General features: G+C 59.8%; 23 protein-coding genes. 10 read left to right on the forward strand and 13 right to left on the reverse strand.

The genetic code is table 11. The annotated features are described in order from the left end of the window. Window positions 1-237 precede the first annotated feature (237 nt). Window positions 238-1,437 (reverse strand): tyrosine--tRNA ligase, encoded by a 1,200-nt coding sequence (gene tyrS, locus HBO23_RS31420; RefSeq protein ID WP_170040775.1) that lies wholly within the window; start codon window positions 1,435-1,437, stop codon window positions 238-240. A 209-nt stretch (window positions 1,438-1,646) separates the two neighbouring features. Between tyrS and HBO23_RS31425 the strand changes: the two genes are divergently transcribed. Next, on the forward strand, window positions 1,647-3,059 hold the full coding sequence (locus HBO23_RS31425) for a peptidoglycan DD-metalloendopeptidase family protein (protein ID WP_170040776.1): 1,413 nt from the start codon (window positions 1,647-1,649) through the stop codon (window positions 3,057-3,059). Window positions 3,060-3,062: 3 nt separating this feature from the next. Continuing rightward, window positions 3,063-4,154 (forward strand): anhydro-N-acetylmuramic acid kinase, encoded by a 1,092-nt coding sequence (locus HBO23_RS31430; protein WP_170040777.1) that lies wholly within the window; start codon window positions 3,063-3,065, stop codon window positions 4,152-4,154. A 78-nt stretch (window positions 4,155-4,232) separates the two neighbouring features. Here the strand turns inward: HBO23_RS31430 and erpA are convergent, their stop codons facing one another. After that, complete coding sequence (erpA, locus tag HBO23_RS31435; protein WP_170040788.1) at window positions 4,233-4,583, reverse strand: iron-sulfur cluster insertion protein ErpA; 351 nt, start codon at window positions 4,581-4,583, stop codon at window positions 4,233-4,235. Between the two features lie 165 nt (window positions 4,584-4,748). Then, window positions 4,749-5,783 carry an N-acetyl-gamma-glutamyl-phosphate reductase gene (argC, locus tag HBO23_RS31440; RefSeq protein ID WP_017138092.1) on the reverse strand — a complete coding sequence of 345 codons (1,035 nt, stop codon included), beginning with the start codon at window positions 5,781-5,783 and terminating at the stop codon, window positions 4,749-4,751. Window positions 5,784-5,919: 136 nt separating this feature from the next. Here argC and hemJ point away from each other — a divergent pair, with 136 nt between their 5' ends. The 6 genes from hemJ to coq7 all read left to right on the forward strand — a co-directional run bounded on the left by hemJ (window position 5,920) and on the right by coq7 (window position 10,396). Next, a complete protein-coding gene (gene hemJ / locus HBO23_RS31445; protein WP_017138091.1) occupies window positions 5,920-6,348 on the forward strand; it encodes a protoporphyrinogen oxidase HemJ in 429 nt (142 codons plus the stop codon). Between the two features lie 24 nt (window positions 6,349-6,372). Further along, window positions 6,373-7,335, forward strand: coding sequence for a nitronate monooxygenase family protein (locus HBO23_RS31450; RefSeq protein ID WP_138449319.1), 963 nt, complete (start codon window positions 6,373-6,375; stop codon window positions 7,333-7,335). A 72-nt stretch (window positions 7,336-7,407) separates the two neighbouring features. Further along, window positions 7,408-8,373 (forward strand): DUF805 domain-containing protein, encoded by a 966-nt coding sequence (locus HBO23_RS31455; RefSeq protein WP_138449317.1) that lies wholly within the window; start codon window positions 7,408-7,410, stop codon window positions 8,371-8,373. Between the two features lie 64 nt (window positions 8,374-8,437). Beyond that, the gene (locus HBO23_RS31460) at window positions 8,438-9,226 is read left to right on the forward strand and encodes an SDR family oxidoreductase (RefSeq protein ID WP_017138088.1); all 789 of its coding nucleotides are present in this window, start codon (window positions 8,438-8,440) and stop codon (window positions 9,224-9,226) included. Between the two features lie 46 nt (window positions 9,227-9,272). Continuing rightward, window positions 9,273-9,611, forward strand: coding sequence for a histidine triad nucleotide-binding protein (locus HBO23_RS31465; protein WP_003210943.1), 339 nt, complete (start codon window positions 9,273-9,275; stop codon window positions 9,609-9,611). Window positions 9,612-9,748: 137 nt separating this feature from the next. Next, window positions 9,749-10,396, forward strand: coding sequence for a 2-polyprenyl-3-methyl-6-methoxy-1,4-benzoquinone monooxygenase (gene coq7, locus HBO23_RS31470; RefSeq protein ID WP_017138087.1), 648 nt, complete (start codon window positions 9,749-9,751; stop codon window positions 10,394-10,396). Between the two features lie 60 nt (window positions 10,397-10,456). Here the strand turns inward: coq7 and HBO23_RS31475 are convergent, their stop codons facing one another. Then, window positions 10,457-10,879, reverse strand: coding sequence for an OsmC family protein (locus tag HBO23_RS31475; protein ID WP_017138086.1), 423 nt, complete (start codon window positions 10,877-10,879; stop codon window positions 10,457-10,459). 247 nt (window positions 10,880-11,126) lie between these two features. Between HBO23_RS31475 and crp the strand changes: the two genes are divergently transcribed. After that, the gene (gene crp, locus HBO23_RS31480; RefSeq protein ID WP_017138085.1) at window positions 11,127-11,771 is read left to right on the forward strand and encodes a cAMP-activated global transcriptional regulator CRP; all 645 of its coding nucleotides are present in this window, start codon (window positions 11,127-11,129) and stop codon (window positions 11,769-11,771) included. Here crp and HBO23_RS31485 read toward each other — a convergent pair. The 4 genes from HBO23_RS31485 to HBO23_RS31500 all read right to left on the reverse strand — a co-directional run bounded on the left by HBO23_RS31485 (window position 11,768) and on the right by HBO23_RS31500 (window position 15,106). Next, entirely contained in the window at window positions 11,768-12,463 is a 696-nt protein-coding gene (locus tag HBO23_RS31485; RefSeq protein ID WP_017138084.1) for a lipoate--protein ligase family protein, read from the reverse strand. The genes crp and HBO23_RS31485 overlap by 4 nt on opposite strands. A 157-nt stretch (window positions 12,464-12,620) precedes the next feature. Continuing rightward, window positions 12,621-13,457, reverse strand: coding sequence for an indole-3-glycerol phosphate synthase TrpC (gene trpC, locus HBO23_RS31490; protein ID WP_017138083.1), 837 nt, complete (start codon window positions 13,455-13,457; stop codon window positions 12,621-12,623). Further along, the gene (gene trpD, locus HBO23_RS31495; RefSeq protein ID WP_017138082.1) at window positions 13,454-14,503 is read right to left on the reverse strand and encodes an anthranilate phosphoribosyltransferase; all 1,050 of its coding nucleotides are present in this window, start codon (window positions 14,501-14,503) and stop codon (window positions 13,454-13,456) included. The genes trpC and trpD overlap by 4 nt, the downstream gene beginning before the upstream one ends. 9 nt (window positions 14,504-14,512) lie before the next feature. Next, window positions 14,513-15,106: an aminodeoxychorismate/anthranilate synthase component II gene (locus HBO23_RS31500; protein WP_053258301.1), complete on the reverse strand. Its 594-nt coding sequence runs from the start codon at window positions 15,104-15,106 to the stop codon at window positions 14,513-14,515. 421 nt (window positions 15,107-15,527) lie between these two features. Between HBO23_RS31500 and estP the strand changes: the two genes are divergently transcribed. Further along, window positions 15,528-17,450 carry an esterase EstP gene (gene estP, locus HBO23_RS31505; RefSeq protein WP_138449309.1) on the forward strand — a complete coding sequence of 641 codons (1,923 nt, stop codon included), beginning with the start codon at window positions 15,528-15,530 and terminating at the stop codon, window positions 17,448-17,450. A gap of 75 nt (window positions 17,451-17,525) precedes the next feature. On the opposite strand, the gene trpE is transcribed toward estP, so the two are convergent. The 5 genes from trpE to HBO23_RS31530 all read right to left on the reverse strand — a co-directional run bounded on the left by trpE (window position 17,526) and on the right by HBO23_RS31530 (window position 22,818). Continuing rightward, window positions 17,526-19,007 carry an anthranilate synthase component I gene (gene trpE / locus HBO23_RS31510; RefSeq protein ID WP_017138079.1) on the reverse strand — a complete coding sequence of 494 codons (1,482 nt, stop codon included), beginning with the start codon at window positions 19,005-19,007 and terminating at the stop codon, window positions 17,526-17,528. Window positions 19,008-19,075: 68 nt separating this feature from the next. Next, window positions 19,076-19,894 carry a phosphoglycolate phosphatase gene (locus HBO23_RS31515; RefSeq protein ID WP_017138078.1) on the reverse strand — a complete coding sequence of 273 codons (819 nt, stop codon included), beginning with the start codon at window positions 19,892-19,894 and terminating at the stop codon, window positions 19,076-19,078. Continuing rightward, window positions 19,891-20,565, reverse strand: a complete 675-nt coding sequence (gene rpe / locus HBO23_RS31520) for a ribulose-phosphate 3-epimerase (protein ID WP_017138077.1) — start codon at window positions 20,563-20,565, stop codon at window positions 19,891-19,893. The genes HBO23_RS31515 and rpe overlap by 4 nt, the downstream gene beginning before the upstream one ends. 83 nt (window positions 20,566-20,648) lie before the next feature. Beyond that, a complete protein-coding gene (locus HBO23_RS31525) occupies window positions 20,649-21,797 on the reverse strand; it encodes an iron-containing alcohol dehydrogenase (RefSeq protein ID WP_017138076.1) in 1,149 nt (382 codons plus the stop codon). A 196-nt stretch (window positions 21,798-21,993) separates the two neighbouring features. Further along, window positions 21,994-22,818, reverse strand: a complete 825-nt coding sequence (locus HBO23_RS31530) for an ABC transporter permease (protein ID WP_017138075.1) — start codon at window positions 22,816-22,818, stop codon at window positions 21,994-21,996. Between the last annotated feature and the right edge of the window lie 2 nt (window positions 22,819-22,820).

Here is a 22,820-nt window from a genome sequence, read left to right on the forward strand (position 1 = left end):
AACAACTTCAACCACTTGCGCTTACGATCTCTCGTTAGCGGGAGGCGAATTCTACAGCGTTACACGCTGCTGTCAACACCTCTTTTTCAACTTCCTTTTGGCTTCGATGAACTGAAGCAACTTGCTGCCGAAAACTTCGTAACTCGTTGTTTACCAAGGAGTTTTCCGTTTCGACTGCGCCGGAAGTGGGGCGAATTATAGACAGATATAAAACGCCGTCAATCCCTCATTTCAGTTTTATTCGGCTTTGAGCGTAATACGCGCAAATGCCTTCTTTCCAGCCTGACAAACGTGGGTAGCGCCCAGCTCGTAGATAAAGGTGCGATCGACAACCTCACCATCTATACGCACACCACCGGAACCCAACAGGTCGCGCGCGACCGCGGAGTTCTTAACCAGGCCCGCCTTATTAAGTACAGCAGCAATCGGCATCGCCTCAGCCGCAGCCAATTCGATCTCTGGCAGATCATCCGGCAGCTCGCCATCCTTCATGCGGTTACCAGCCGCGCGGTGAGCACTGGCCGCAGCCTCTTCACCATGGAAGCGCGCGACGATCTCTTCCGCCAACTTGATCTTCACGTCACGAGGGTTCGCACCCGCCTCGACTTCAGCGCGCAACGCATTGATCTCATCCATCGAGCGGAAGCTCAACAGCTCGAAATAACGCCACATCAGCGCATCAGGAATCGACACAAGCTTGCCGTACATCACACCCGGCGCTTCCTGGATACCGACGTAGTTACCCAGGGACTTGGACATCTTCTTGACGCCATCCAACCCTTCCAGCAACGGCATGGTCAGAATGCACTGAGCTTCTTGCCCATACGCACGCTGCAGCTCGCGCCCCATCAGCAGGTTGAACTTCTGGTCAGTGCCGCCCAGCTCGACGTCCGCGCGCAATGCCACCGAGTCATAGCCCTGCACCAGCGGGTAGAGGAACTCGTGAATCGCGATCGGCTGATTGGTGGAATAACGCTTATCGAAGTCATCACGCTCAAGCATGCGTGCCACGGTGTATTGGGAAGTCAGGCGAATGAAGTCGGCCGGCCCCATCTGATCCATCCAGGTGGAGTTGAACGCCACCTCGGTCTTGGCCGGATCAAGAATCTTGAACACTTGAGTCTTGTAGGTCTCGGCATTATCGAGAACCTGCTCACGGGTCAGCGGCGGACGCGTTGCGCTTTTGCCGCTCGGATCACCGATCATCCCGGTGAAGTCACCTATAAGGAAGATGACTTGATGCCCCAGCTCCTGGAACTGGCGCAGCTTATTAATAAGCACGGTATGACCCAGGTGCAGATCCGGCGCGGTCGGATCGAAGCCAGCCTTAATACGCAGGGGTTGGCCACGCTTGAGCTTTTCGATCAGCTCGGCCTCGACCAACAGTTCTTCCGCACCACGTTTTATCAGCGCTAGCTGCTCTTCAACCGACTTCATAACAGACCCGCAAGGCTCAGATTCAAAAGGGAACCAACCATACAAGATCAGGGACTAATTACAAGTTTTGTCCCGCGCACGGACACCGTTCAGCAAGCCCAGCGTTCGCGAGCTTGCGCCACAGATGATTTGGTTATATTTTATACAGTTATTTCATCTTCATCATGTCATTCATCTTTTCCATTTCATCTTCAAAGTCAAAATTACCTATGACCACAGAACCGTCTAAAGCGCCGCCGCTTTACCCGAAGACCCACCTGCTCGCCGCAAGTGGTATCGCCGCCCTTCTCAGCCTGGCACTCCTGGTATTCCCTTCCAGTGACGTAGAAGCCAAACGAACATCCCTGAGCCTTGACCTGGAAAGTCCAGTTGAACAACTGACACAAGATCAAGACGCTTCCGACGCACAACAAGCCACAAACGCACCGACACAATCTCCATTTGCACAGATAGAAACCACCCCGGAAGACACCCGGCAGGCGACTCAGGAGCCGCCTGCGCCAGTCACTCCAAAAAATCCGCTGCACCGCGAAGTGACCGTCGCTAAAGGCGACACCCTTTCAACGCTGTTTGAAAAGGTTGGTCTGCCCGCTGCTACGGTTAATGAGGTGTTGGCCAGCGATAAACAAGCCAAACAATTCACCCAGCTCAAACATGGCCAGAAGCTTGAATTCGAATTGGCTGCCGACGGTCAGCTCAAAAGCCTGCATAGCACTGTCAGCGACCTAGAAAGCATTGCCCTGACTAAAGGCACCAAAGGCTTTGCGTTCAACCGCATCACCACCAAGCCGGTGACGCGCTCCGCCTACGTGCATGGCGTCATCAACAGTTCGCTGTCACAGTCGGCTGCGCGTGCCGGCTTGTCCCACAGCATGACCATGGACATGGCCAGCGTGTTTGGCTACGACATCGACTTCGCCCAGGACATCCGTCAGGGTGACGAATTTGACGTGATTTACGAGCAGAAAGTCGCCAACGGCAAAGTCGTCGGGACCGGTGCGATTCTATCTGCGCGGTTTACCAACCGTGGCAAGACCTACACCGCAGTGCGCTACACCAACAAACAAGGCAACACCAGCTACTACACCGCCGATGGCAACAGCATGCGCAAAGCCTTCATCCGCACGCCGGTGGACTTTGCCCGCATCAGTTCGCGCTTCTCCATGGGCCGCAAGCACCCGATCCTCAACAAGATCCGCGCCCACAAAGGCGTCGACTATGCCGCCCCTCGTGGTACGCCGATCAAGGCCGCCGGTGATGGCAAAGTGTTGCTCGCCGGCCGCCGCGGTGGCTACGGCAATACCGTGATCATCCAGCACGGCAATACCTACCGTACCCTCTATGGCCACATGCAGGGGTTCGCCAAAGGCGTTTCGACCGGCAGCAACGTGAAGCAGGGCCAGGTTATCGGCTATATCGGCACCACCGGCCTGTCCACCGGCCCGCATTTGCACTATGAGTTCCAGGTGAACGGCGTCCACGTCGACCCACTGGGCCAAAAGCTGCCAATGGCCGACCCGATAGCCAAAGCCGAGCGCGCGCGCTTCCTGCAACAAAGCCAGCCATTGATGGCACGCATGGACCAGGAGCGCTCCACCCTGCTGGCCTCGGCGAAGCGCTAAGGTATGCCGCTCTATATAGGTGTGATGTCCGGGACCAGTCTTGATGGCCTGGATATCGCCCTGATCGAACAGAACCCGGCGATCAACTTGATCGGCACGCACTACATCCCCATGCCGGACGATCTGCGCACTGAGCTGTTAAGCCTGTGCGCCAGCGGCCCGGATGAGATCGCCCGTTCGGCGCTCGCCCAGCAACACTGGGTGACACTGGCGGCCAAAGGCATCCATGCCTTACTGGAACAACACGCCCTCAAGCCTCAGGACATACGCGCGATCGGCAGCCACGGCCAGACGATCCGCCATGAACCCGCTCGAGGCTTTACCGTTCAAATCGGCAACCCTGCCCTGCTCACAGAGCTGACGAGCATTACCGTCGTCAGTGATTTCCGCAGCCGCGATGTGGCCGCCGGCGGTCAAGGCGCCCCCTTGGTGCCCGCCTTTCATGAAGCCTTGTTCGGCGAACGTGCCGGCAACCGCGCCGTGCTGAATGTCGGCGGCTTCAGCAATCTCAGCCTGATCGAGACCGACAAGCCCGTAGCTGGCTTCGATTGCGGCCCGGGCAACGTGCTGCTGGATGCGTGGATCCACAATCAACGTGGCGAGCACTTTGATCGCGATGGCCAATGGGCGGCCGGTGGCCAGGTCGAGCCTGCACTACTCAACGCACTGCTCAGCGACCCGTTCTTCCTGACCAAAGGCCCGAAAAGCACTGGCCGCGAAGTATTCAACCTGGGATGGCTGCAACACCACCTGGCCAGATTGCCAGCGTTTCAGGCAGAGAATGTGCAAGCGACCCTGCTTGAACTGACCGCGCTGACCATCGTCGAGTCCCTGCAATCCGCACAAACCGACACCGAAACCCTGCTGGTCTGTGGCGGCGGCGCGCATAACGCCACGCTGATGAAGCGCTTGGCAGCGTTGTTGCCGTCCACTCAGGTCAGCAGCACCGCCACTTACGGCGTGGACCCCGATTGGGTTGAAGCCATGGCCTTCGCCTGGCTGGCCCATTGCTGCCTTGAGGGCATCGCCGCCAACCGCCCAAGTGTCACTGGCGCGCGCGGGCTTCGGGTATTAGGCGCGATCTACCCAGCCTAAACCTGCAGGCAGCAAAACGCCGCTTGGCCTATCAAAGCCAAGCGGCGTTTTTTTATTTGCTGAAGATCAGGCTGCTGATCAGATCGAGAAAGAAGACCCGCAACCACAGGTCGTGGTGGCATTAGGGTTCTTGATCACGAAACGCGACCCTTCCAGACCTTCCTGATAATCCACCTCGGCACCCGCCAGGTATTGGAAGCTCATCGGGTCCACGACCAGGCTGACGCCCTCGCGCTCGACGATGGTGTCATCGTCGGCCACATCTTCATCAAAGGTAAAACCGTACTGAAACCCTGAACAACCGCCGCCCGTAACGAATACGCGCAGCTTCAAGCGATCATTACCCTCTTCATCGACCAGGTTCTTCACCTTGTGCGCAGCACCGTGGGTGAATTGCAAAGCCGTGGGGGTGAAGGATTCAACGCTCATGCTGATAATCTCCCGGCGTAGCGCCGCCATATGCGTAATGGCGAGCATTATCCGCTTCTCCTAGAAAAGCGGTCAACTATTGTTACGGTATATCAATCTGCGCTGCCGCCATTAAAAACACAAAAGGCCCGATCAACGGGCCTTTTGCTTAACCGCTAAACCGCCTTAAGGCAGCATGCCCGCGTGGGACAGGCCCAGCTTCTCGTCCAGGCCGAAGAGGATGTTCAGGTTCTGCACCGCCTGGCCCGACGCGCCCTTGACCAGGTTATCGATTACCGACAACACCACCACCAAATCGCCATCCTGTGGACGGTGCACGGCAATGCGACATACGTTCGCACCGCGCACGCTACGGGTTTCCGGGTGGCTGCCGGCCGGCATCACATCGACGAACGGTTCATTGGCATAACGCTTTTCGAACAGCGCCTGCAGGTCTACCGAACGGTCGACAACCGTGGCGTAGAGCGTGGAGTGAATGCCACGAATCATCGGCGTCAGGTGCGGCACGAAGGTCAGGCCCACGTCTTTACCGGCCGCGCGGCGCAGCCCCTGGCGAATTTCCGGCAAGTGACGATGCCCTTTAACCGCGTAGGCCTTCATGCTTTCCGACGTCTCGGAGTACAGCGAACCTACAGCTGCACCACGGCCGGCGCCACTCACACCCGACTTGCAGTCGGCGATCAAGCGCGAAGTGTCGGCCAGACCCGCTTCCAGCAACGGCAGGAACCCCAGCTGCGTTGCGGTCGGATAGCAACCTGGCACGGCAATCAGGCGTGCTTGCTTGATTTGCTCACGATTGACTTCCGGCAGACCGTACACCGCCTCTTCCAGCAACTCAGGCGCGCCGTGTGGCTGGCCGTACCACTTGGCCCACTCATCGGCGTCCTGCAAGCGGAAGTCGGCTGACAGGTCGATGACCTTGGTACCCGCCGCCAGCAATTCGCCGGCCAGTGCATGCGCAACCCCGTGAGGCGTGGCGAAGAACACCACATCGCACGCGCCCAGGGTCTTGATGTCCGGCACGCTGAACGCCAGGCCGTCATAGTGGCCTCGCAGGTTCGGGTACATATCGGCCACGGCCAACCCGGCCTCGGATCGGGAAGTGATGACCACCACCTCAGCTTGCGGATGCTGAGCCAACAGACGCAGCAATTCGACACCGGTGTAACCCGTGCCGCCGACGATACCGACCTTGACCATAAACCTGCCCTCAACGAACCCACTGGAAAGCCGTCGATAATAGGGGCCGTATCGTCCTGCGACAACCGTCAACGTGACGTACAGGCGCATGAGCCACTACTATCTTCAGTTACCGTGAACCTGGGAATAACTAGAAATGCTCTATCTATGGATCAAAGCCTTCCATATCGTCAGTATCGTCTGCTGGTTTGCCGGGCTGTTTTACCTGCCACGCCTGTTCGTCTACCACGCGCAAAGTGAGGACACCGTCAGCAAAGAACGCTTCAGCGTCATGGAGCGCAAGCTGTACCGCGGCATCATGGGGCCGGCAATGATCGCTACCCTGATATTCGGCGGCTGGCTGATCTACCTGAACCCGGCCATTTTTCAATCCGGTGCCTGGATCCACGCCAAACTTACCCTGGTGGTGCTGCTGATCGGCTACCACCATATGTGCGGCGCCCAAGTAAAACGTTTCGCCCGTGGCGAAAATACCCGCAGCCATGTCTTTTATCGCTGGTTCAATGAAGTGCCGGTTCTGATATTGCTGGCTATCGTAATTTTGGTCGTGGTCAAACCGTTCTAATTTCAATTACTCGGGGAACCTCCAATGTCACTGCCCGCTTCGCTCGAACAACGTCTGCGCCTACCCGTGGTGGCTGCGCCGATGTTTCTGATTTCCAACCCGCAACTCGTGCTGGCGTGCTGTCGCAATGGCGTGGTTGGGAGTTTCCCGGCACTTAACCAGCGCGAAAGCAGCGGTTTCAAGGCCTGGCTGGAGGAAATCGAAGCGGGCCTGGCACAGCTGGACAACCCCGCGCCCTATGCCGTCAACCTGATCGTGCATAACAGCAACCCAAGGCTTGAGGCCGACCTGGCGATCTGCGTCGAGCACAAGGTGCCGATCGTCATCACCAGCCTGGGCGCGGTCAAGGAGCTGGTGGATGCGGTCCACAGCTACGGTGGCCTGGTGTTTCACGACGTCACCACCCGCCGACATGCCGAGAAAGCCGCAGAAGCCGGTGTTGACGGCCTGATCGCCGTGGCAGCGGGCGCCGGTGGCCATGCCGGTACCTGGAGCCCGTTCGCGCTGATCGCCGAGATTCGCCAGTTCTTTGATAAAACCCTGCTGTTGGCCGGCTGCCTCAACCATGGTCATGAGATACTCGCAGCCCAACTGCTGGGCGCAGACCTGGCGTATTTCGGCACGCGCTTTATCGGCACCACCGAAAGCCACGCCCCGGACGCTTATAAAGAGATGCTGCTCACATCGCGCGCCGCCGACATCGTGCACACTCCTGCGGTGTCCGGCGTACCCGCAAGCTTCATGCGCCAGAGTTTGGAAAACGCCGGTTTCGACCTCGCCGCCCTGCAGGGCAAAGGCGAAGTCAACTTCGGCTCCAAGCTCAAGCCGTTAAGCGATGAGGCCAAGGCCTGGAAAACCGTATGGTCAGCCGGCCAAGGTGTCGGCCAGATTGATGATTTGCCCAGCGTCGATGAACTGATTGCCCGCCTGGATGCCGAATACCGCAAGGCACGCGAGAAGGCAGCGCAGTTGCGCTGGCCCCGTTAAACTCAATAGCAGGCCTGCCCATGTGTGCAGGCCTGCAAACCCCCTCCCTGAACAAGTGACAAGGATGCCCGCATGAGCGACAGCCGTTTCAAGATTGTGTTTGACGGAGCCCTGCTCCCGGGTGTCGAAAGCACCACCGCCAAGCTGAACCTCGCCGAGCTGTTCAAAAGTGATGTGGCAGCCATCGAAAAGCTTTTCACCGGCCGCCCGGTCGCACTCAAGCGCGACCTTTCCCGTGCCGATGCCGAAACCTACCTTACAGCGCTGAAAAACGCCGGCATCGATGCACGTATCGAAGCCGAGCAGCCGGTAACCTTCAACCTGGCCGAAACCCACGAAACCGACGCCAGCACTGCAGACTTCTCGCGCCCTGCGGCTTCGCCCTATGCACCACCGCGTGCTGCCGTGGGTGAGTACACCGAGGAATACTCAACCCTTAAAGTGTTCACCATCCACGGTCGCATCGGCCGCTTGCGTTATCTGGCCTGGACGCTGGTATTGACCCTGGCGCTGTTGGTGGCCGGTGGCATCATCAGTACCGCGAGCTTCGCCGTGGCAACCGCCTCGCCGACTGCCGGCACCATCCTCGGGGTGCTGCTGGGCTTGGCCTTGTTTGTTGCACTGGTGTGGGTGAGCGTGCAAATCGGTGTGCAACGCCTGCACGACCTGGGCTGGTCCGGCTGGCTGTACTTCCTCAACCTTGTGCCAGTGGTCAACAGCATCTTCCCAATCTTGCTGCTGGTATTGCCGGGCAATGCAGGCGCCAACCAATATGGCCCGCCGCCGCCGCGCAACTCCACGGCAGTCAAAGTGTTGGCGACCCTGTGGCTGGCGTTTATTCCGGTGATGCTCGCCATTGTGGTGACGCTGGGCATGAACGGCTACCTGAACCAACTCGAAGCCAATATGGACAGCAGCTACGAAAGCAGCTCCATCACCGCCGATGACGCCACCGATCAAAGCGTCACCGTAGATGAAGAAGAAAGCGTGCAAAGTGCTGAGGACGCAGCCGAACCTGTAGACTCTCCAGAACAGTGAAGAAACGCCCCGCCGCCTGTGATGCCTCTGTCACAGGCTCGGCGGCGTTGCGATGGAGAAAGGCATGACCCGTTACGCTCTGATCACCGGCGCCTCCAGTGGCATCGGCCTGGCTTTGGCCGAAGCACTGGCCCGTCGCGGCCGTAGCTTGATTCTGGTGGCCCGCCAGCGTGATCAGTTGGAAAGCATTGCAATTGAATTGACTCAGCGTTTCGGCGTCGAGGTGCTGTTTCGTGCCTGCGACCTGGGCGAACCCCTGCGTTTGTCCGGGTTCCTGCTGGAACTTGAAGAAGGCGAGCGGCAGATCGACCTGCTGGTCAACTGCGCCGGCATGGGCACCAGCGGGCCGTTCCTTGCCCAGGACTGGATGACCGAGCAGGACCTGATCGAAGTCAACATCCTGGCCCTCACCCGCATGTGCCACGCCCTAGGCAACGCCATGGCGCTGCATGGCGGCGGGCAGATTCTCAACGTGGCCTCGGTCGCAGCCTTCCAGCCCGGCCCCTGGATGAGCAGCTATTACGCCAGCAAGGCGTATGTGCTGCACTTCTCCGAAGGCTTGCGCGAAGAGTTGAAGACCTGCGGTATCAAGGTCTCGGTGCTGTGTCCCGGCCCCACGCGCACGGCATTCTTCGGCACCGCGCAAATGGACACCGCCAAGCTCGACCGCAGTGGTCAACTGATGAGCCCGGAAGAAGTGGCGCTCTACACCGTGCGCGCGCTGGAAAAGAACAAAGCCATCATTATTCCCGGGCGACGCAACCGCTGGCTGGCCTTCAGCCCGCGCTTGAGCCCACGCTGGCTGACCCGCAAGATTGCCGGCGCCATCAACAAGGCCTATTGCCCGCGCTGACGGCCTCGGTACACTCGTTCTACACTTTCATAATGGAGAAACAGCTGTGGATACTCTGTTCACCAAGATCATCAACAGAGAAATACCTGCGAAGATCATCTATGAAGATGACCAAGTCCTCGCCTTCCACGATATTGCCCCAATGGCACCCGTGCATTTTCTGGTCATTCCGAAAAAGCCGATCCGTACCCTCAACGACCTCACCGAAGAAGACAAAGCCCTCGCTGGCCATATTCTGTTCACCGCTCAACGGCTGGCCGTAGAGCAAGGCTGCGAGAAGGGCTTTCGCGTGGTGATGAACTGCAACGAGGATGGCGGGCAGACTGTTTATCACATCCATATGCACGTGCTGGGTCAGCGCCAGATGAACTGGCCGCCGGGCTGATTGTTGCGGGGAGTTTGCGACGGCTACGCCGTCGGGCAGGAGCAAGCTCCCTCGCCACAGGGGCAAATTGACACAGCGCAAACGCATCGCCTTCTCTTGCGGTAAACTGGCCGCCGAGATTCTTCCCGGAGGTCAGCATGACTACCCAACGTCACTACTCGCCGATTGACCGTCTGTTGCTGCAAGCCGACATGGCCATGCGCACACTGCTGCCCTTCAGCGGCCAACCGTACCGGCCTTCGCCCGCCATCGTGCAGCCCGACGCGCAGATGAGCGAGACCGACACCCGCCACGTCGCCGGCCTGATGCGCATCAACCACACCGGTGAAGTCTGTGCCCAGGCGCTGTATCAAGGCCAGGCGCTGACCGCCAAGCTGCCGCAAGTACGCGCAGCGATGGAACATGCGGCCGAAGAAGAAATCGACCACCTGGCCTGGTGCGAGCAGCGCATTCGCCAGCTCGGTAGCCATCCCAGCGTGCTCAACCCACTGTTTTATGGTTTGTCGTTCGGTATCGGCGCCGCTGCCGGCCTGATCAGCGACAAGGTCAGCCTCGGTTTTGTGGCTGCGACCGAGCATCAGGTGTGCAAACACCTGGATGAACACCTGGAACAACTGCCGGCCGAAGACGAAAAGTCGCGGGCGATTCTTGAACAGATGCGCATTGATGAAGAACACCACGCAGAAAGCGCACTGGATGCAGGCGGCTTCCGCTTCCCGGCGCCCGTGAGGTTTGGCATGAGCGTACTGGCCAAGGTCATGACCAAAAGCACCTATCGAATTTAAACAATGCCGCACAAAAAAGGGCGCCCTCAACAGGCGCCCTTTTCTATTGTCGACTGGCAATCAACCCAGCTCGATAATCTCGTAATCATGGGTGATGGCCACGCCGGCCGCGCCAAGCATGATCGATGCAGAGCAATACTTCTCGGCCGACAGCTCGATGGCACGCTTGACCTGAGCTTCCTTCAACGCCCGGCCCTTGACCACGAAATGCATGTGGATCTTGGTAAACACCTTGGGGTCTTCAGTGGCCCGCTCCGCTTCCAGGAAGGCTTCGCAGCTTTCGACGGCCTGGCGGGACTTCTTCAAGATGCTGACCACGTCGAAATTGCTGCAACCGCCAACACCGAGCAGGAGCATTTCCATCGGGCGTACACCCAGGTTACGGCCACCGGCGTCCGGCGGGCCGTCCATAACTACCACATGGCCACTGCCCGACTCACCGAGGAACATGGCCTCACCCGCCCATTGGATGCGTGCCTTCATCGCCCAGACTCCACTGCTAAAAAAGGGTCGCCAGCTTAGCACAGGGTCTTGAACCCGCAGCGCCCGGTATGAAAACGATCAATGACAACGTTTGCCCGCTAAATTCCTTAATCGAGGCAGAATGTGTCTGTTAAGCTGGCGCCAATTCAATGGCGCATTGCCATCCTTTGTACAGCGTGTATCAATGCCATTACCGCTGGATAAAAATAATTCCAACCACACCGTGCAGTCTTTTCGGGATACAACCATGGTTGCTCTTGCTCCCACACCCAAGATCAAGAACCTCGACAAATTGTTGATGCATTGCCAGCGCCGGCGTTACCCGGCCAAGCACAACATCATTTGCGCTGGCGAACGCTCCGAGACGCTGTTCTTCATTATCAAGGGCTCGGTCACCATCCTGATTGAAGATGAAGACGGCCGCGAGATGATCATCGCGTACCTCAATACCGGGGATTTCTTCGGTGAGCTGGGGCTGTTTGAACAAGCGGGCAAAGAGCAGGAGCGCAGTGCCTGGGTGAGGGCCAAGGTTGAGTGTGAAGTCGCCGAGATCAGCTATGCCAAGTTTCGCGAACTGGCCCAACATGATCCCGACATTCTCTACGCCTTAAGCGGTCAGATTGCCCAGCGCTTGCGCGACACCACGCGCAAAGTGGGTGACCTGGCGTTCTTTGATGTCACCGGCCGCGTAGCCCGTTGCCTGCTGGAACTGTGCAAACAGCCCGACGCCATGACCCACCCTGACGGCATGCAGATCAAAGTCACGCGCCAGGAGATCGGACGCATTGTCGGGTGTTCACGGGAAATGGTCGGTCGTGTGCTCAAGGACTTGGAAGAGCGCAACCTGGTACACGTCAAAGGCAAGACGATGGTGGTGTTCGGTACGCGTTAAGCCGGCAGGAATCCGGCCAGCATCTGACGGTACAACACGTCCAGTCGGGTGATGGCATCCGGTGCGGGAAAGGCTTCGTGCAACGCGATATGGCTGTCGGCACGCACCCGCTGGTCGAGGCCGCAGGCCTCATTGAAACGATTGACCGCCGCAATCAGCTCATCGCGGTCGTTATCCAGCAACAATGCACCGTGCACCAAACCTACTGGGCGGCCGCCACTTTGTCGCCAGCGCTGGGCAGTGCCGACCATCTTGCGGCCGTTGAGGTTGACGTTATAGCGACCGTCGCAAAAGGCGCCGTCGATTTCGCCAACAGAAGCGTCACCGCCCAACTCAATCAGCAAATCACAGATCGGCTGGCACAAACGCTGATAACCGGTTTCGATGCGGCCTTGATCACCTTCGCTGCGTGGCGGCGCGTAAACCAGCGCGATATTGACCGTGGCGGCCGACTGCGGCACCGGCTCTCCGCCGGTCTCGCGCAGTAGCACCGGCCAACCGGCAGCAGCCGAAACCTGGCTGGCCGCGTCAAAAGCCGGCAAGCGGCTCAAACGGCGCGGCATCACCAAAGCCTGGTCATTTGGCTGCCAGAACAGTAGCCCGAATGCCTGTTCACCGGCGCAAACGGCCGCGAGCAAGTCTTGCTCGGCGGCAAGTCCTGCTTCAACTGTCATCGACACCGGCTCGATCATCGGACACCTATCATCTGAACAAACACAAAACCAAATGTGGGAGCTGGCTTGCCTGCGATAAAGGCACCGCGGTCTTCCAGAAACACCGAGGTGATGCTATCGCAGGCAAGCCAGCTCCCACACAAGCCAGCTCCCACATTTTTGACCGTATTTCAAATCAGTCGAGGGTGGAACCACTCACCGCCACGCCACGCTCCGGGAAGAACAGACGCTGCAATTCCGCACCTGGGTTCTCGGCGCGCATAAATGTCTCACCCACCAGGAACGAAAACACACCGCTGATTTCCATCAGCTCTACGTCGGCGCGGTTGACGATGCCGCTCTCGGTAATCACCAACCGATCACGCGGAATACGCGGCAACAGGTCGAGGGTATTTTCCAGGCTGACTTCAAAGGTGTGCAGGTTACGGTTATTAACCCCCACCAACGGCGTGTCGAGGGTTTTCAGCGCGCGCTCCAGCTCATCGCCATCGTGCACTTCTACCAGTACGTCCAGGCCTACGCTTTTGGCCACGGCCGCCAGCTCGGCCATCTTCACGTCGTCCAGCGCGGAGACGATCAGCAGCACGCAATCGGCGCCCAAGGCGCGGGCTTCGACGATCTGGTACGGGTCAACCATGAAGTCCTTGCGGATCACCGGCAACTTGCACGCGGCGCGGGCCTGTTGCAGGAACAGGTCGGAACCCTGGAAGAAGTCGATATCGGTCAACACGGACAGGCAGGTTGCGCCGCCCTTCTCATAGCTCTTGGCAATGTCTTCAGGAATGAAAACTTCGCGAATCACGCCTTTGCTGGGCGAAGCTTTTTTGATCTCGGCAATCACGGCAGGCTGCTTTTCCTTCGCCTGCTTGATCAGCGCAGCGGCAAAACCACGCGGCGCGTCGGCGCTTTTTGCCAAGCCCTCCAGCTCAGCCAGGCTCACACGGGCACGGCGCTCGGCCACCTCTTCAGCCTTGCGCGCGAGGATTTTTTCCAGAACGGTCGGGACACTCATCCTTCATTCTCCATTTTGAACACAGCGGTAAAGGCTCCCAGTTCTTCGAGCTTTTCGCGAGCCAGACCGGTGTGCAACGCATCGTGGGCCAAGGCGACACCTTCCTTAAGACTATAGGCGTGGTCCGCCGCGTAAAGTGCCGCGCCAGCATTCAGAACAATCATTTCTGCGGCTTTCTGGCCGTTTTCTGTCTTGCGGCGCCCCAAGGCATCACGGATCAACTCCAGCGAGGCCGCCGGGCTTTCCACCGACAGGCCATGCAAGCTTTGGCTTCTCATGCCGAGGTCTTCGGGCTCGACCCAATATTCGCTGACCTGGTCATTCTTCAGCTCCGCCACGAAGGTCGGTGCCGCCAGGCTGAATTCGTCCAGGCCATCCTTGGAATGCACCACCAGCACGTGCTTGCTGCCCAGACGCTGCAACACTTCGGCCAACGGCCGGCACAGCGCCTGGCTGAACACACCGACCACCTGATGTTTCACACCGGCCGGATTCGTAAGCGGGCCAAGCATGTTGAACAGGGTGCGCAGGCCAAGGTCCTTGCGCGGGCCGGCGGCGTGTTTCATGGCGCCGTGGTGGGACTGGGCAAACATGAAGCCAATGCCCACGCTGTCGATGCAGCGCGCCACTTGCACCGGCGTCAGGTTCAGATAAATACCAGCCGCCTCCAGCAAGTCGGCGCTGCCGCTTTTGCCCGACACCGCACGGTTACCGTGTTTGGCCACGGTGCAACCGGCTGCCGCCACCACAAAGGAGGAAGCCGTCGACACGTTGAAAATATTCGCACCGTCGCCGCCGGTACCGACCACATCGACCACGCCGTCGAGGGTCTTGAGCTCAACCTTGTCGGCCAGCTCACGCATCACTGACACGGCGCCGACGATTTCGTCGATACTCTCGCTCTTCATGCGCATCGCCATCATGAACGCGCCGATCTGCGCGTCAGTGCATTGGCCAGTCATGATCTCGCGCATCACATCGCTCATTTCAGCGGTGCTCAGGTCCAGATGGCCGACGATACGGCTCAGGGCAGTCTTGATATCCATGGAAAGTCCTTAGCGCGTGCCGCCGCTCTGCTTGAGAAAGTTGGCGAACAGCTCGTAGCCCTGCTCGGTCAGGATTGATTCGGGGTGAAATTGCACCCCTTCGATATTCAGTGTCTTGTGACGCAGGCCCATGATCTCGTCGACCGAGCCGTCTTCCAGCTGAGTCCAGGCGGTCAGCTCCAGGCACTCGGGCAGGGTTTCACGCTTGACCACCAGCGAGTGGTAGCGAGTGACTGTCACCGGCAGGTTGAGGCCGTGGAATACGCCGAGGTCTTTATGGAACACCGGGCTGGTTTTGCCATGCATCACTTGGCGCGCACGCACCACGTCACCACCAAACGCCTGGCCGATGGACTGGTGACCCAGGCACACGCCCAGGATCGGCAATTTACCGGCGAAATACTGGATGGCTTCGAGGGAGATGCCCGCTTCGGTCGGCGTGCACGGGCCAGGCGAAACCACGATGCGCTCCGGGTTCAGGGCAGCGATTTCGGCGACCGTCAGTTCGTCGTTGCGCACCACCTTGACCTCGGCGCCGAGTTCGCCCAGGTACTGCACAACGTTGTAGGTAAAGGAATCGTAGTTATCAATCATCAGCAACATGTGGGTTCAAACCTCTTGAATTCACTGATTTCGAATGACCGCCTTCCAAGAGAGTGTCCCGCTGCCAGACGCACGTTCCGGTTGCCAGGGTGAGCCGGCAAGGGGCGTCAAACAAAGGGTGAAGAAGGCAAATCGGTACAGGTCCGGCCGAGCCGGCAGAGAAAAATGTCAGGCGCGCCAACGCCAACGGGCGTGTGCCTTGACTACTCGCATCAAGAGTTTGCTGATGATCAACACGGGGAGGGTCTCATTCATACGTTCAGGCACAGTAACGTAGCCTCGCCAGCGGTGCAATATGGAGCAGCGATTCCGGGGGTCACCACCGAGTATTTGTAAGAAAAAACTGTTTTCTTCGAATAAAACCCTCACTACATTGCTAGTGTTTCGCTTCCGACACAAAAACAACTAAATGGAATTTCGCATGCTCAGACCACCGTTTTTTGCGCCCCTTGCCGGCTGCCTCCTGTCACTGGCCTGCGCGCAGGCGTTTGCAGCACCTTCACCTTACTCAACCATGGTCGTGTTCGGCGACAGCCTGGCCGACGCCGGCCAATTCCCCGATGGCTCGGCCGGCGCCACCTTGCGCTTTACCAACCGCACCGGGCCGACATTCCAGGGCGATTATGGCCTGGTGTCATCTACGCTTTTGGGCGGCAAGCTGGGCGTGGCACCCAACGACCTGAACGCCTCCACCTCGCCGGTACGTGCCGCCCAAGGTTTGCCGGATGGTAATAACTGGGCGGTCGGCGGCTACCGTACCGACAATATCCTCGATTCCATCACCTCGGTCTCCAATGCGGCGATCCCGCCCGGCAACGCCGGTGGTGGCACCGTACTGCGCAGCCGTCAGGGTTATCTGCCGGCCAACGGCGGGCGGGCTGACCCGAACGCGTTGTATTTCCTATCCGGTGGCGGTAATGACTTTCTGCAAGGGCGCGTCCTCAGCCCGGGCCAGGCCGTGGCCGCCGGCGGGCGCCTGGCCGACAGCGCCCAAGCCCTGCAACAGGCCGGCGCGCGCTACATCATGGTGTGGATGCTGCCCGACCTGGGCTTGACACCCGCCATCAACGGCACGCCCGCGCAAGGCGCCAGCTCGGCCCTGAGCAGCATTTTCAACCAGGCGCTGGTGCAGCGCCTGTCGCAGATCGACGCCCAGGTCATCCCGCTGAACATCCCGTTACTGCTCAATGAAACCTTCGCCAACCCTGCGCGCTTTGGCCTGGCCACCGGGCAAAACCTCACAGGCACCTGCTTCAGCGGCAACGGCTGCACCGCCAACCCGGTGTATGGCATTGGCGGCGCCACCCCGGACCCGACCAAGCTGATCTATAACGACTCGGTGCACCCCACCATCGCCGGGCAACAGTTGATCGCCGACTACGCCTACTCGCTGCTCGCCGCGCCGTGGGAAGTGACCTTGCTGCCGGAGATGGCCCAGGGCACCTTGCGCGCCCACCAGGATGAGCTGCGCAACCAGTGGCAAGCCGACAATGGCAACTGGCAGGCCGTCGGCCAATGGCGCGCGATTGTCGCCGGTGGTGGCCAGCATTTGGACTTTGATGATCAACGCAGTTCGGCCAGCGGCGACGGCAGTGGCTACAACGTGAACGTCGGCGGCAGCTATCGCCTCGACGAAAACTGGCGCGTCGGCGTGGCCGCCGGCTTGTATCGCCAGACACTCGAAGCCGGCGCCCGCGATTCGGACTACAAGCTCAACAGCTACATGGGCACCGCCTTCGCGCAATATCAGCAAAACCACTGGTGGGCCGATGCGGCGCTGACCGGCGGCAAGCTGGACTTCGACAGCCTCAAGCGCAAGTTCGCCCTGGGCGTCAGCGAAGGCGCCGAAAAAGGCGACACCGATGGCTGGCTCTGGGCCTTGAGCGGCCGTTTGGGTTATGACATTGCCGGCGCCGGCAGCGACTGGCATTTGTCACCGTTCATCAGCGCGGACTATTCGCGGGTCGAAGTCGATGGTTATTCGGAAAAGGACAACCGCTCCACCGCGCTGACCTTCGATGACCAGCAACGCGACTCCAAACGCCTGGGCGTCGGCCTGCAGGGCAGCTACCGGATTACGCCGCAAACCCAAGTGTTTGGCGAAGTGGCCCACGAGCATGAGTTCGAAAACGACACCCAGAAGGTAAAGATGTCGCTCAACAGCGTGCCCGGGATCGACTTCAAGCTGGACGGCTACACGCCGCGCAGCAATTCGGACCGATTGAGTCTGGGGGTCAGCCACAAGCTGACTCAGGAGCTGGCGCTACGGGCGGCGTATAACGTGAGGAAGGATGACAGTTTTACCCAGCAAGGCGTCAGTGTGGGGGTGAGTCTGGATTTCTAAGCGGATCTTAAACGCCCCACAAAACAACTGTGGGAGCTGGCTTGCCTGCTCCCACAGGTTGTCCAATGTCTGACTTTAGCTTTGCGGCGTTTGCTCTGCCAACGCCACAGCCCGGAACATCGCGCGGCGTTTGTTCAGGGTTTCTTCCCATTCCAGGGCCGGCACCGAGTCAGCCACAATCCCGCCACCCGCCTGCACATGCAGCTCGCCGTCCTTGATCACGGCGGTGCGGATCGCAATCGCAGTGTCCATATTGCCGTTCCAGGCGAAATACCCCACGGCGCCGCCATACACACCTCGTTTAACCGGCTCCAGTTCGTCGATGATCTCCATCGCGCGAATCTTCGGCGCGCCCGACAAAGTGCCCGCCGGCAGAATCGCCCGCAGTGCGTCCATCGCGGTCAACCCGGCTTTCAGCTCGCCGGTGACGTTGGACACAATGTGCATCACGTTGGAATACCGCTCGATGACCATCTTCTCGGTGAGCTTCACCGAACCGATTTCCGAAACCCGCCCGGTGTCGTTGCGGCCCAGGTCGATCAGCATCAAGTGTTCGGCAATTTCCTTGTCGTCACTCAGCAGGTCTTCTTCCAGCGCCAGGTCGGCCTCTTCGGTCGCGCCACGCGGGCGTGTGCCGGCTATCGGGCGCACGGTGATGAGGTTGTCTTCGACCCGCACCAGCACTTCCGGCGAACTGCCCACCACGTGGAAGTCTCCGAAGTTGAAGAAGTACATGTACGGCGTCGGGTTGAAGCACCGCAGCGCGCGGTACAGATCAATTGGCGCCGCCTTGAAGTCGATGGACATGCGTTGCGACGGCACCACCTGCATGCAGTCACCGGCAAGGATGTATTCCTTGATGGTGTCGACCGCGCGCTCGTAGTCATCCTGGGTAAAGCTTGAACGAAAGATCGGGTCGGCGGCCGGCGGACGGCTGAGGTCCAGGCCACGGCGTGGGGTGATCGGCTGACGCAGTTTCTCCAGCAATGCCTCAAGGCTAGCCTGGCCTTGCTCGAAGGCATCGGCCTGGGACGGGTCGGCGAGGACAATCGCGTGCATCTTGCCGGCGAGGTTGTCGAACACCACCACCGCGTCGGAGACCATCAGCAGAATGTCCGGCACGCCCAGCGGGTCCGGGTTCGGGCATTTGCCCAGGCGTTTTTCTACGTAGCGCACGCAGTCGTAGCCGAAATACCCCACCAGGCCACCGTTGAAACGCGGCAGACCGGGAATGGTCGGCACGTTGTAGCGCGCCTTGAAGGTTTCGACGAACGCCAGCGGGTCTTCCACGTCATGGCTTTCGATCTCGACGCCATCATGGGTGATGCTCACATGGTGGTCATGCACACGCAGCACGGTGCGGCACGGCAGGCCGATGATCGAGTAACGGCCCCACTTCTCGCCGCCCTGCACCGATTCAAGCAGGTAGGAATTGGGCTTGTCGGCCAGTTTGAGGTAGATCGACAGCGGCGTATCGAAGTCAGCCAGGGTTTCGCAGGCCATGGGGATACGGTTATAGCCGGCAGTGGCCAAACGCAGGAATTCTTCGCGGATCATGAGGTGCCTCGTGGCTTGAGGGTCAAACGGTCAGGTGTGCAAACGTGCCGCAACGCGGCCAGGATCAGTCAGGCGCGCCAACGCCAGCGGGCCAGGGCCTTGATGACTTTCATCCAGAGTTTGCGAGTGACCACCACGATGGAATTTCCAGAAGGGGTTGATTCGATGTCGGGCAACGTTATCTCAGCGCCCGCTCCCAAGCAACCGGGGATTAGCAGTCGCAGATCATCAATCACCAGCGCCGGCGACTCCTCGGCGATCGGTCGGCCGTGGTTGTAGCCGTAGCTCAGCGCCACACACTGCACGCCAGCGGCTTTGGCGGCTTGCACATCACTGCGCGAATCGCCGACAAACAACGATTGCGAGGCCGGAATATTGGCCATTTTCATCACAAAGAACAGCGCCGCCGGGTCAGGCTTTTTCTGCGGCAAGGTGTCGCCGCCGATGATCCAGCGGAAATACCGGCCGATTTTCATCTGGTCCAACAGCGGCGCGACAAAGCGCTCCGGCTTGTTGGTGATCAGCGCCATCTCCACGCCTTGCTTGTGCAGCCACTTGAGCGTGTCGCGCACGCCGGGGTAAACCACGGTGAGCTCATGGCTACTTTCATAGGCAACATTGAAGAGTTCCAGGGCGTGCTCGGCCTCAACCTCATCCACACCTTCGGCATCAATATGGTTGGCCAAGGCCCGACGCACCAGCATCTGCGCGCCGTTGCCGACCCACTCACGCACCGCCTCGATGCCCGCTGGCTTTCGCCCCAGCTTGAGCAGCATCTCGTCCACCGCCGCCGCCAGGTCTGGCACCGAATCGATCAATGTACCGTCCAGATCGAACATCACCAGTCGTGGCAGTTTGCCGGGGAACAACTGCTCAAAACCGCTCATGGACGCGCCAGCGCCAGTTCGGCCCGCATCTTGTCGATGACTTCCTGGTAGTTGGGGGCGTTGAAGATCGCCGAGCCAGCCACAAAGGTGTCAGCGCCAGCGGCGGCGATTTCGCGAATATTGTTGACGTTGACCCCACCGTCGATTTCCAGGCGGATATCACGGCCCGACGCATCGATCAGCGCACGGGCTTCGCGCAGCTTGTTCAGCGTGCCGGGGATGAACTTCTGCCCGCCGAAGCCTGGGTTGACGCTCATCAGCAAGACCATGTCGACCTTGTCCATCACGTACTCCAGCACGCTCAACGGCGTGGCCGGGTTGAACACCAGGCCGGCCTTGCAACCGCCTTCACGGATCAGTTGCAGGGTGCGGTCGACGTGCAGCGTGGCTTCCGGATGGAAGGTAATGTAGGTGGCGCCGGCCTCGATGAAGTCACCGACGATGCGATCCACCGGGCTGACCATCAGGTGCGCATCGATCGGCGCAGTAATGCCGTACTTGCGCAGTGCCGCGCAGACCATCGGGCCGATGGTCAGGTTGGGCACATAGTGGTTGTCCATGACATCGAAGTGCACGAAGTCGGCACCGGCGGCCAATACCTTGTCCACTTCCTCACCCAGGCGGGCGAAGTCGGCGGAGAGAATCGATGGAGCGATAACGAAGGGCTGCATGACGCACCTTTTTGAGCTAAATCACGATGGCGCGCATTGTATACCTCATGCTTTACCCAGCACACCGTGACCTAACTCAATGGTCAGTAAGCCGCCCGGTAGATTTTCTCGATATCCGCTGCGCTGAGCTTGCGCGGGTTGTTGCGCATCAGGCGTTCAATGCCCGCCGCTTCCGTCGCCATGGCGGGGATCGCGTCTTCCGGCACACCAAAGCTGCGCAGCCCTGCCGGGATTTCCACGGCGGCACACAGCCGCGTCATCGCCTCGACCGCCTGATCGGCGGCGTCGTTGACGCTGAGCCCGGCGGTATTCACGCCCATGGCTTGGGCAATGTCCTGCATGCGCTCCACGCAGGCCAGTTTGTTCCAGTGCATCACGTAGGGCAGCAACAGCGCATTGCTCACGCCGTGAGCAATATTGAATCGCCCGCCCAGCGGGTACGCCAAGGCATGCACTGCACCGACGCCAGCATTGCCGAACGCCATGCCGGCCATCAGGCTGGCGGTGGCCATATCATCGCGGGCCTGCAGGTTGGCAGGGTTGGCGTAGGCCTTGGGCAGCGCATTGGCAATCAGCTTGATCGCGCCGATGGCCAGCGCGTCAGTGATCGGCGAGGCATTCAGCGACAGGTAGGACTCGATGGCATGCACCAGCGCATCCACGCCACTGGCGGCGGTGACACTGCGCGGGCACGTGAGGGTCATTTGCGGGCTGATCAGCGCAACATCCGGCAATAAGTAATCGCTGACGATGCCTTTTTTCAGTTGTGCGGCCTTGTCGGAGAGAATCGCCACATTGGTCACCTCCGAACCGGTGCCGGCCGTGGTCGGGATGGCGATCAGCGGCGGGCCTTTGCGCGGCACCTGGTCGACGCCGAACAAGTCCGCCAGCGCGCCGTGGTAACCGGCATAGGCCGCGACACTCTTGGCGATGTCGATGGCACTGCCACCGCCCACGCCGATCAGGCCGTCATGCCCGCCCTCGCGGTACACGCGCATGCAGTCCTCGACGATCGCGATTTCCGGGTCGGGCAGCACACGGTCGAAAATCTCATAAGTGCGCTCGCCCAGGTGCTCGAGCGCCAGCGCCACGGTGCCGGACTTGACCAGCGCGGCATCGGTAACGATCAACGGGTTATCCACATCAAGACGCGTGAGCTCGGCGGCCAGTTGTTCGATGGCGCCAGCGCCGGTCAGCAGTTTGTGGGCGATCTTGAATGAGGAAGTACTCATGTGCGCGGCCTCTTATTAATGATGGGCTGGCACAAGAATAGCCGGGTATTTCAGGTTGCCCAGCATTCACGCACTGAATGGCTCGGTCGGTGTGGGAGCTGGCTTGCCTGCGATGCGACCGCCTCGGTTTTCCTGACATACCGAGTTGATGCTATCGCAGGCAAGCCAGCTCCCACATTTGATCCGGTTTCGGCCTTTAGACTTGCGCGGTGCGCAGTTTCTCGCTGCGGCCTCGCAGCCACTCAAGGGTCAGCAACAGCAGCACCGAGAACGCAATCAGCAAGGTTGCCGCTGCGGCAATCGTCGGGCTTAAATTTTCGCGGATGCCGCTGAACATCTGGCGCGGCAAAGTCGCTTGCTCGGGGCCGGCGAGAAACAGCGTCACTACCACTTCATCAAAGGACGTCGAGAAGGCAAACAATGCCCCGGAAATCACCCCCGGCGCGATCAACGGCAAGGTCACACGGCGAAACGCGGTCAGCGGCGAGGCGCCCAGGCTGGCCGCCGCCCGCACCAGGTTGTGGTTGAAGCCCTGCAACGTGGCCGACACGGTGATGATCACAAACGGCACACCCAGCACGGCATGTACCACAATCAGCGAGAGGAAGCTGTTGCCCAGCCCCAGTGGCGCAAAGAACAGATAGCTGGCCACGCCAATGATCACCACAGGCACCACCATCGGCGAAATCACCAAGGCCATGACCAACGCCTTGCCGGGGAAGTTGCCGCGCGTCAGGCCAATCGCCGCCAGCGTACCGAACACCATCGCCAGCACCGTGGCCGCCGGGGCCACAATGATGCTGTTCTTCAATGCACGCATCCACTCGGCGGAGGCGAAGAAATCCTGATACCAGTGCAACGAGAAGCCTTGCAGCGGGTACACCAGGAAACTGCCGCTGTTGAACGACAGCGGGATAATCACCAGCACCGGCAAGATCAGGAACAGCAGGATCAAGCCACACAGGATCCGCAAGCTGTAGAACCACACCCGCTCCACGGGTGACATATAAGGGCTCAGCATCG

This window comes from Pseudomonas sp. WS 5532 (genome assembly GCF_012985445.1).
Classification (GTDB): domain Bacteria; phylum Pseudomonadota; class Gammaproteobacteria; order Pseudomonadales; family Pseudomonadaceae; genus Aquipseudomonas; species Aquipseudomonas edaphica.

Coding starts and splice junctions, on each gene's coding strand:
- tyrS (WP_170040775.1), bottom strand. CDS start 1,437: ATGAAGTCGGTTGAAGAGCAGCTAGCGCTGATAAAACGTGGTGCGGAA.
- HBO23_RS31425 (WP_170040776.1), top strand. CDS start 1,647: ATGACCACAGAACCGTCTAAAGCGCCGCCGCTTTACCCGAAGACCCAC.
- HBO23_RS31430 (WP_170040777.1), top strand. CDS start 3,063: ATGCCGCTCTATATAGGTGTGATGTCCGGGACCAGTCTTGATGGCCTG.
- erpA (WP_170040788.1), bottom strand. CDS start 4,583: ATGAGCGTTGAATCCTTCACCCCCACGGCTTTGCAATTCACCCACGGT.
- argC (WP_017138092.1), bottom strand. CDS start 5,783: ATGGTCAAGGTCGGTATCGTCGGCGGCACGGGTTACACCGGTGTCGAA.
- hemJ (WP_017138091.1), top strand. CDS start 5,920: ATGCTCTATCTATGGATCAAAGCCTTCCATATCGTCAGTATCGTCTGC.
- HBO23_RS31450 (WP_138449319.1), top strand. CDS start 6,373: ATGTCACTGCCCGCTTCGCTCGAACAACGTCTGCGCCTACCCGTGGTG.
- HBO23_RS31455 (WP_138449317.1), top strand. CDS start 7,408: ATGAGCGACAGCCGTTTCAAGATTGTGTTTGACGGAGCCCTGCTCCCG.
- HBO23_RS31460 (WP_017138088.1), top strand. CDS start 8,438: ATGACCCGTTACGCTCTGATCACCGGCGCCTCCAGTGGCATCGGCCTG.
- coq7 (WP_017138087.1), top strand. CDS start 9,749: ATGACTACCCAACGTCACTACTCGCCGATTGACCGTCTGTTGCTGCAA.
- HBO23_RS31475 (WP_017138086.1), bottom strand. CDS start 10,879: ATGAAGGCACGCATCCAATGGGCGGGTGAGGCCATGTTCCTCGGTGAG.
- crp (WP_017138085.1), top strand. CDS start 11,127: ATGGTTGCTCTTGCTCCCACACCCAAGATCAAGAACCTCGACAAATTG.
- HBO23_RS31485 (WP_017138084.1), bottom strand. CDS start 12,463: ATGATCGAGCCGGTGTCGATGACAGTTGAAGCAGGACTTGCCGCCGAG.
- trpC (WP_017138083.1), bottom strand. CDS start 13,457: ATGAGTGTCCCGACCGTTCTGGAAAAAATCCTCGCGCGCAAGGCTGAA.
- trpD (WP_017138082.1), bottom strand. CDS start 14,503: ATGGATATCAAGACTGCCCTGAGCCGTATCGTCGGCCATCTGGACCTG.
- HBO23_RS31500 (WP_053258301.1), bottom strand. CDS start 15,106: ATGTTGCTGATGATTGATAACTACGATTCCTTTACCTACAACGTTGTG.
- estP (WP_138449309.1), top strand. CDS start 15,528: ATGCTCAGACCACCGTTTTTTGCGCCCCTTGCCGGCTGCCTCCTGTCA.
- trpE (WP_017138079.1), bottom strand. CDS start 19,007: ATGATCCGCGAAGAATTCCTGCGTTTGGCCACTGCCGGCTATAACCGT.
- HBO23_RS31515 (WP_017138078.1), bottom strand. CDS start 19,894: ATGAGCGGTTTTGAGCAGTTGTTCCCCGGCAAACTGCCACGACTGGTG.
- rpe (WP_017138077.1), bottom strand. CDS start 20,565: ATGCAGCCCTTCGTTATCGCTCCATCGATTCTCTCCGCCGACTTCGCC.
- HBO23_RS31525 (WP_017138076.1), bottom strand. CDS start 21,797: ATGAGTACTTCCTCATTCAAGATCGCCCACAAACTGCTGACCGGCGCT.
- HBO23_RS31530 (WP_017138075.1), bottom strand. CDS start 22,818: ATGCTGAGCCCTTATATGTCACCCGTGGAGCGGGTGTGGTTCTACAGC.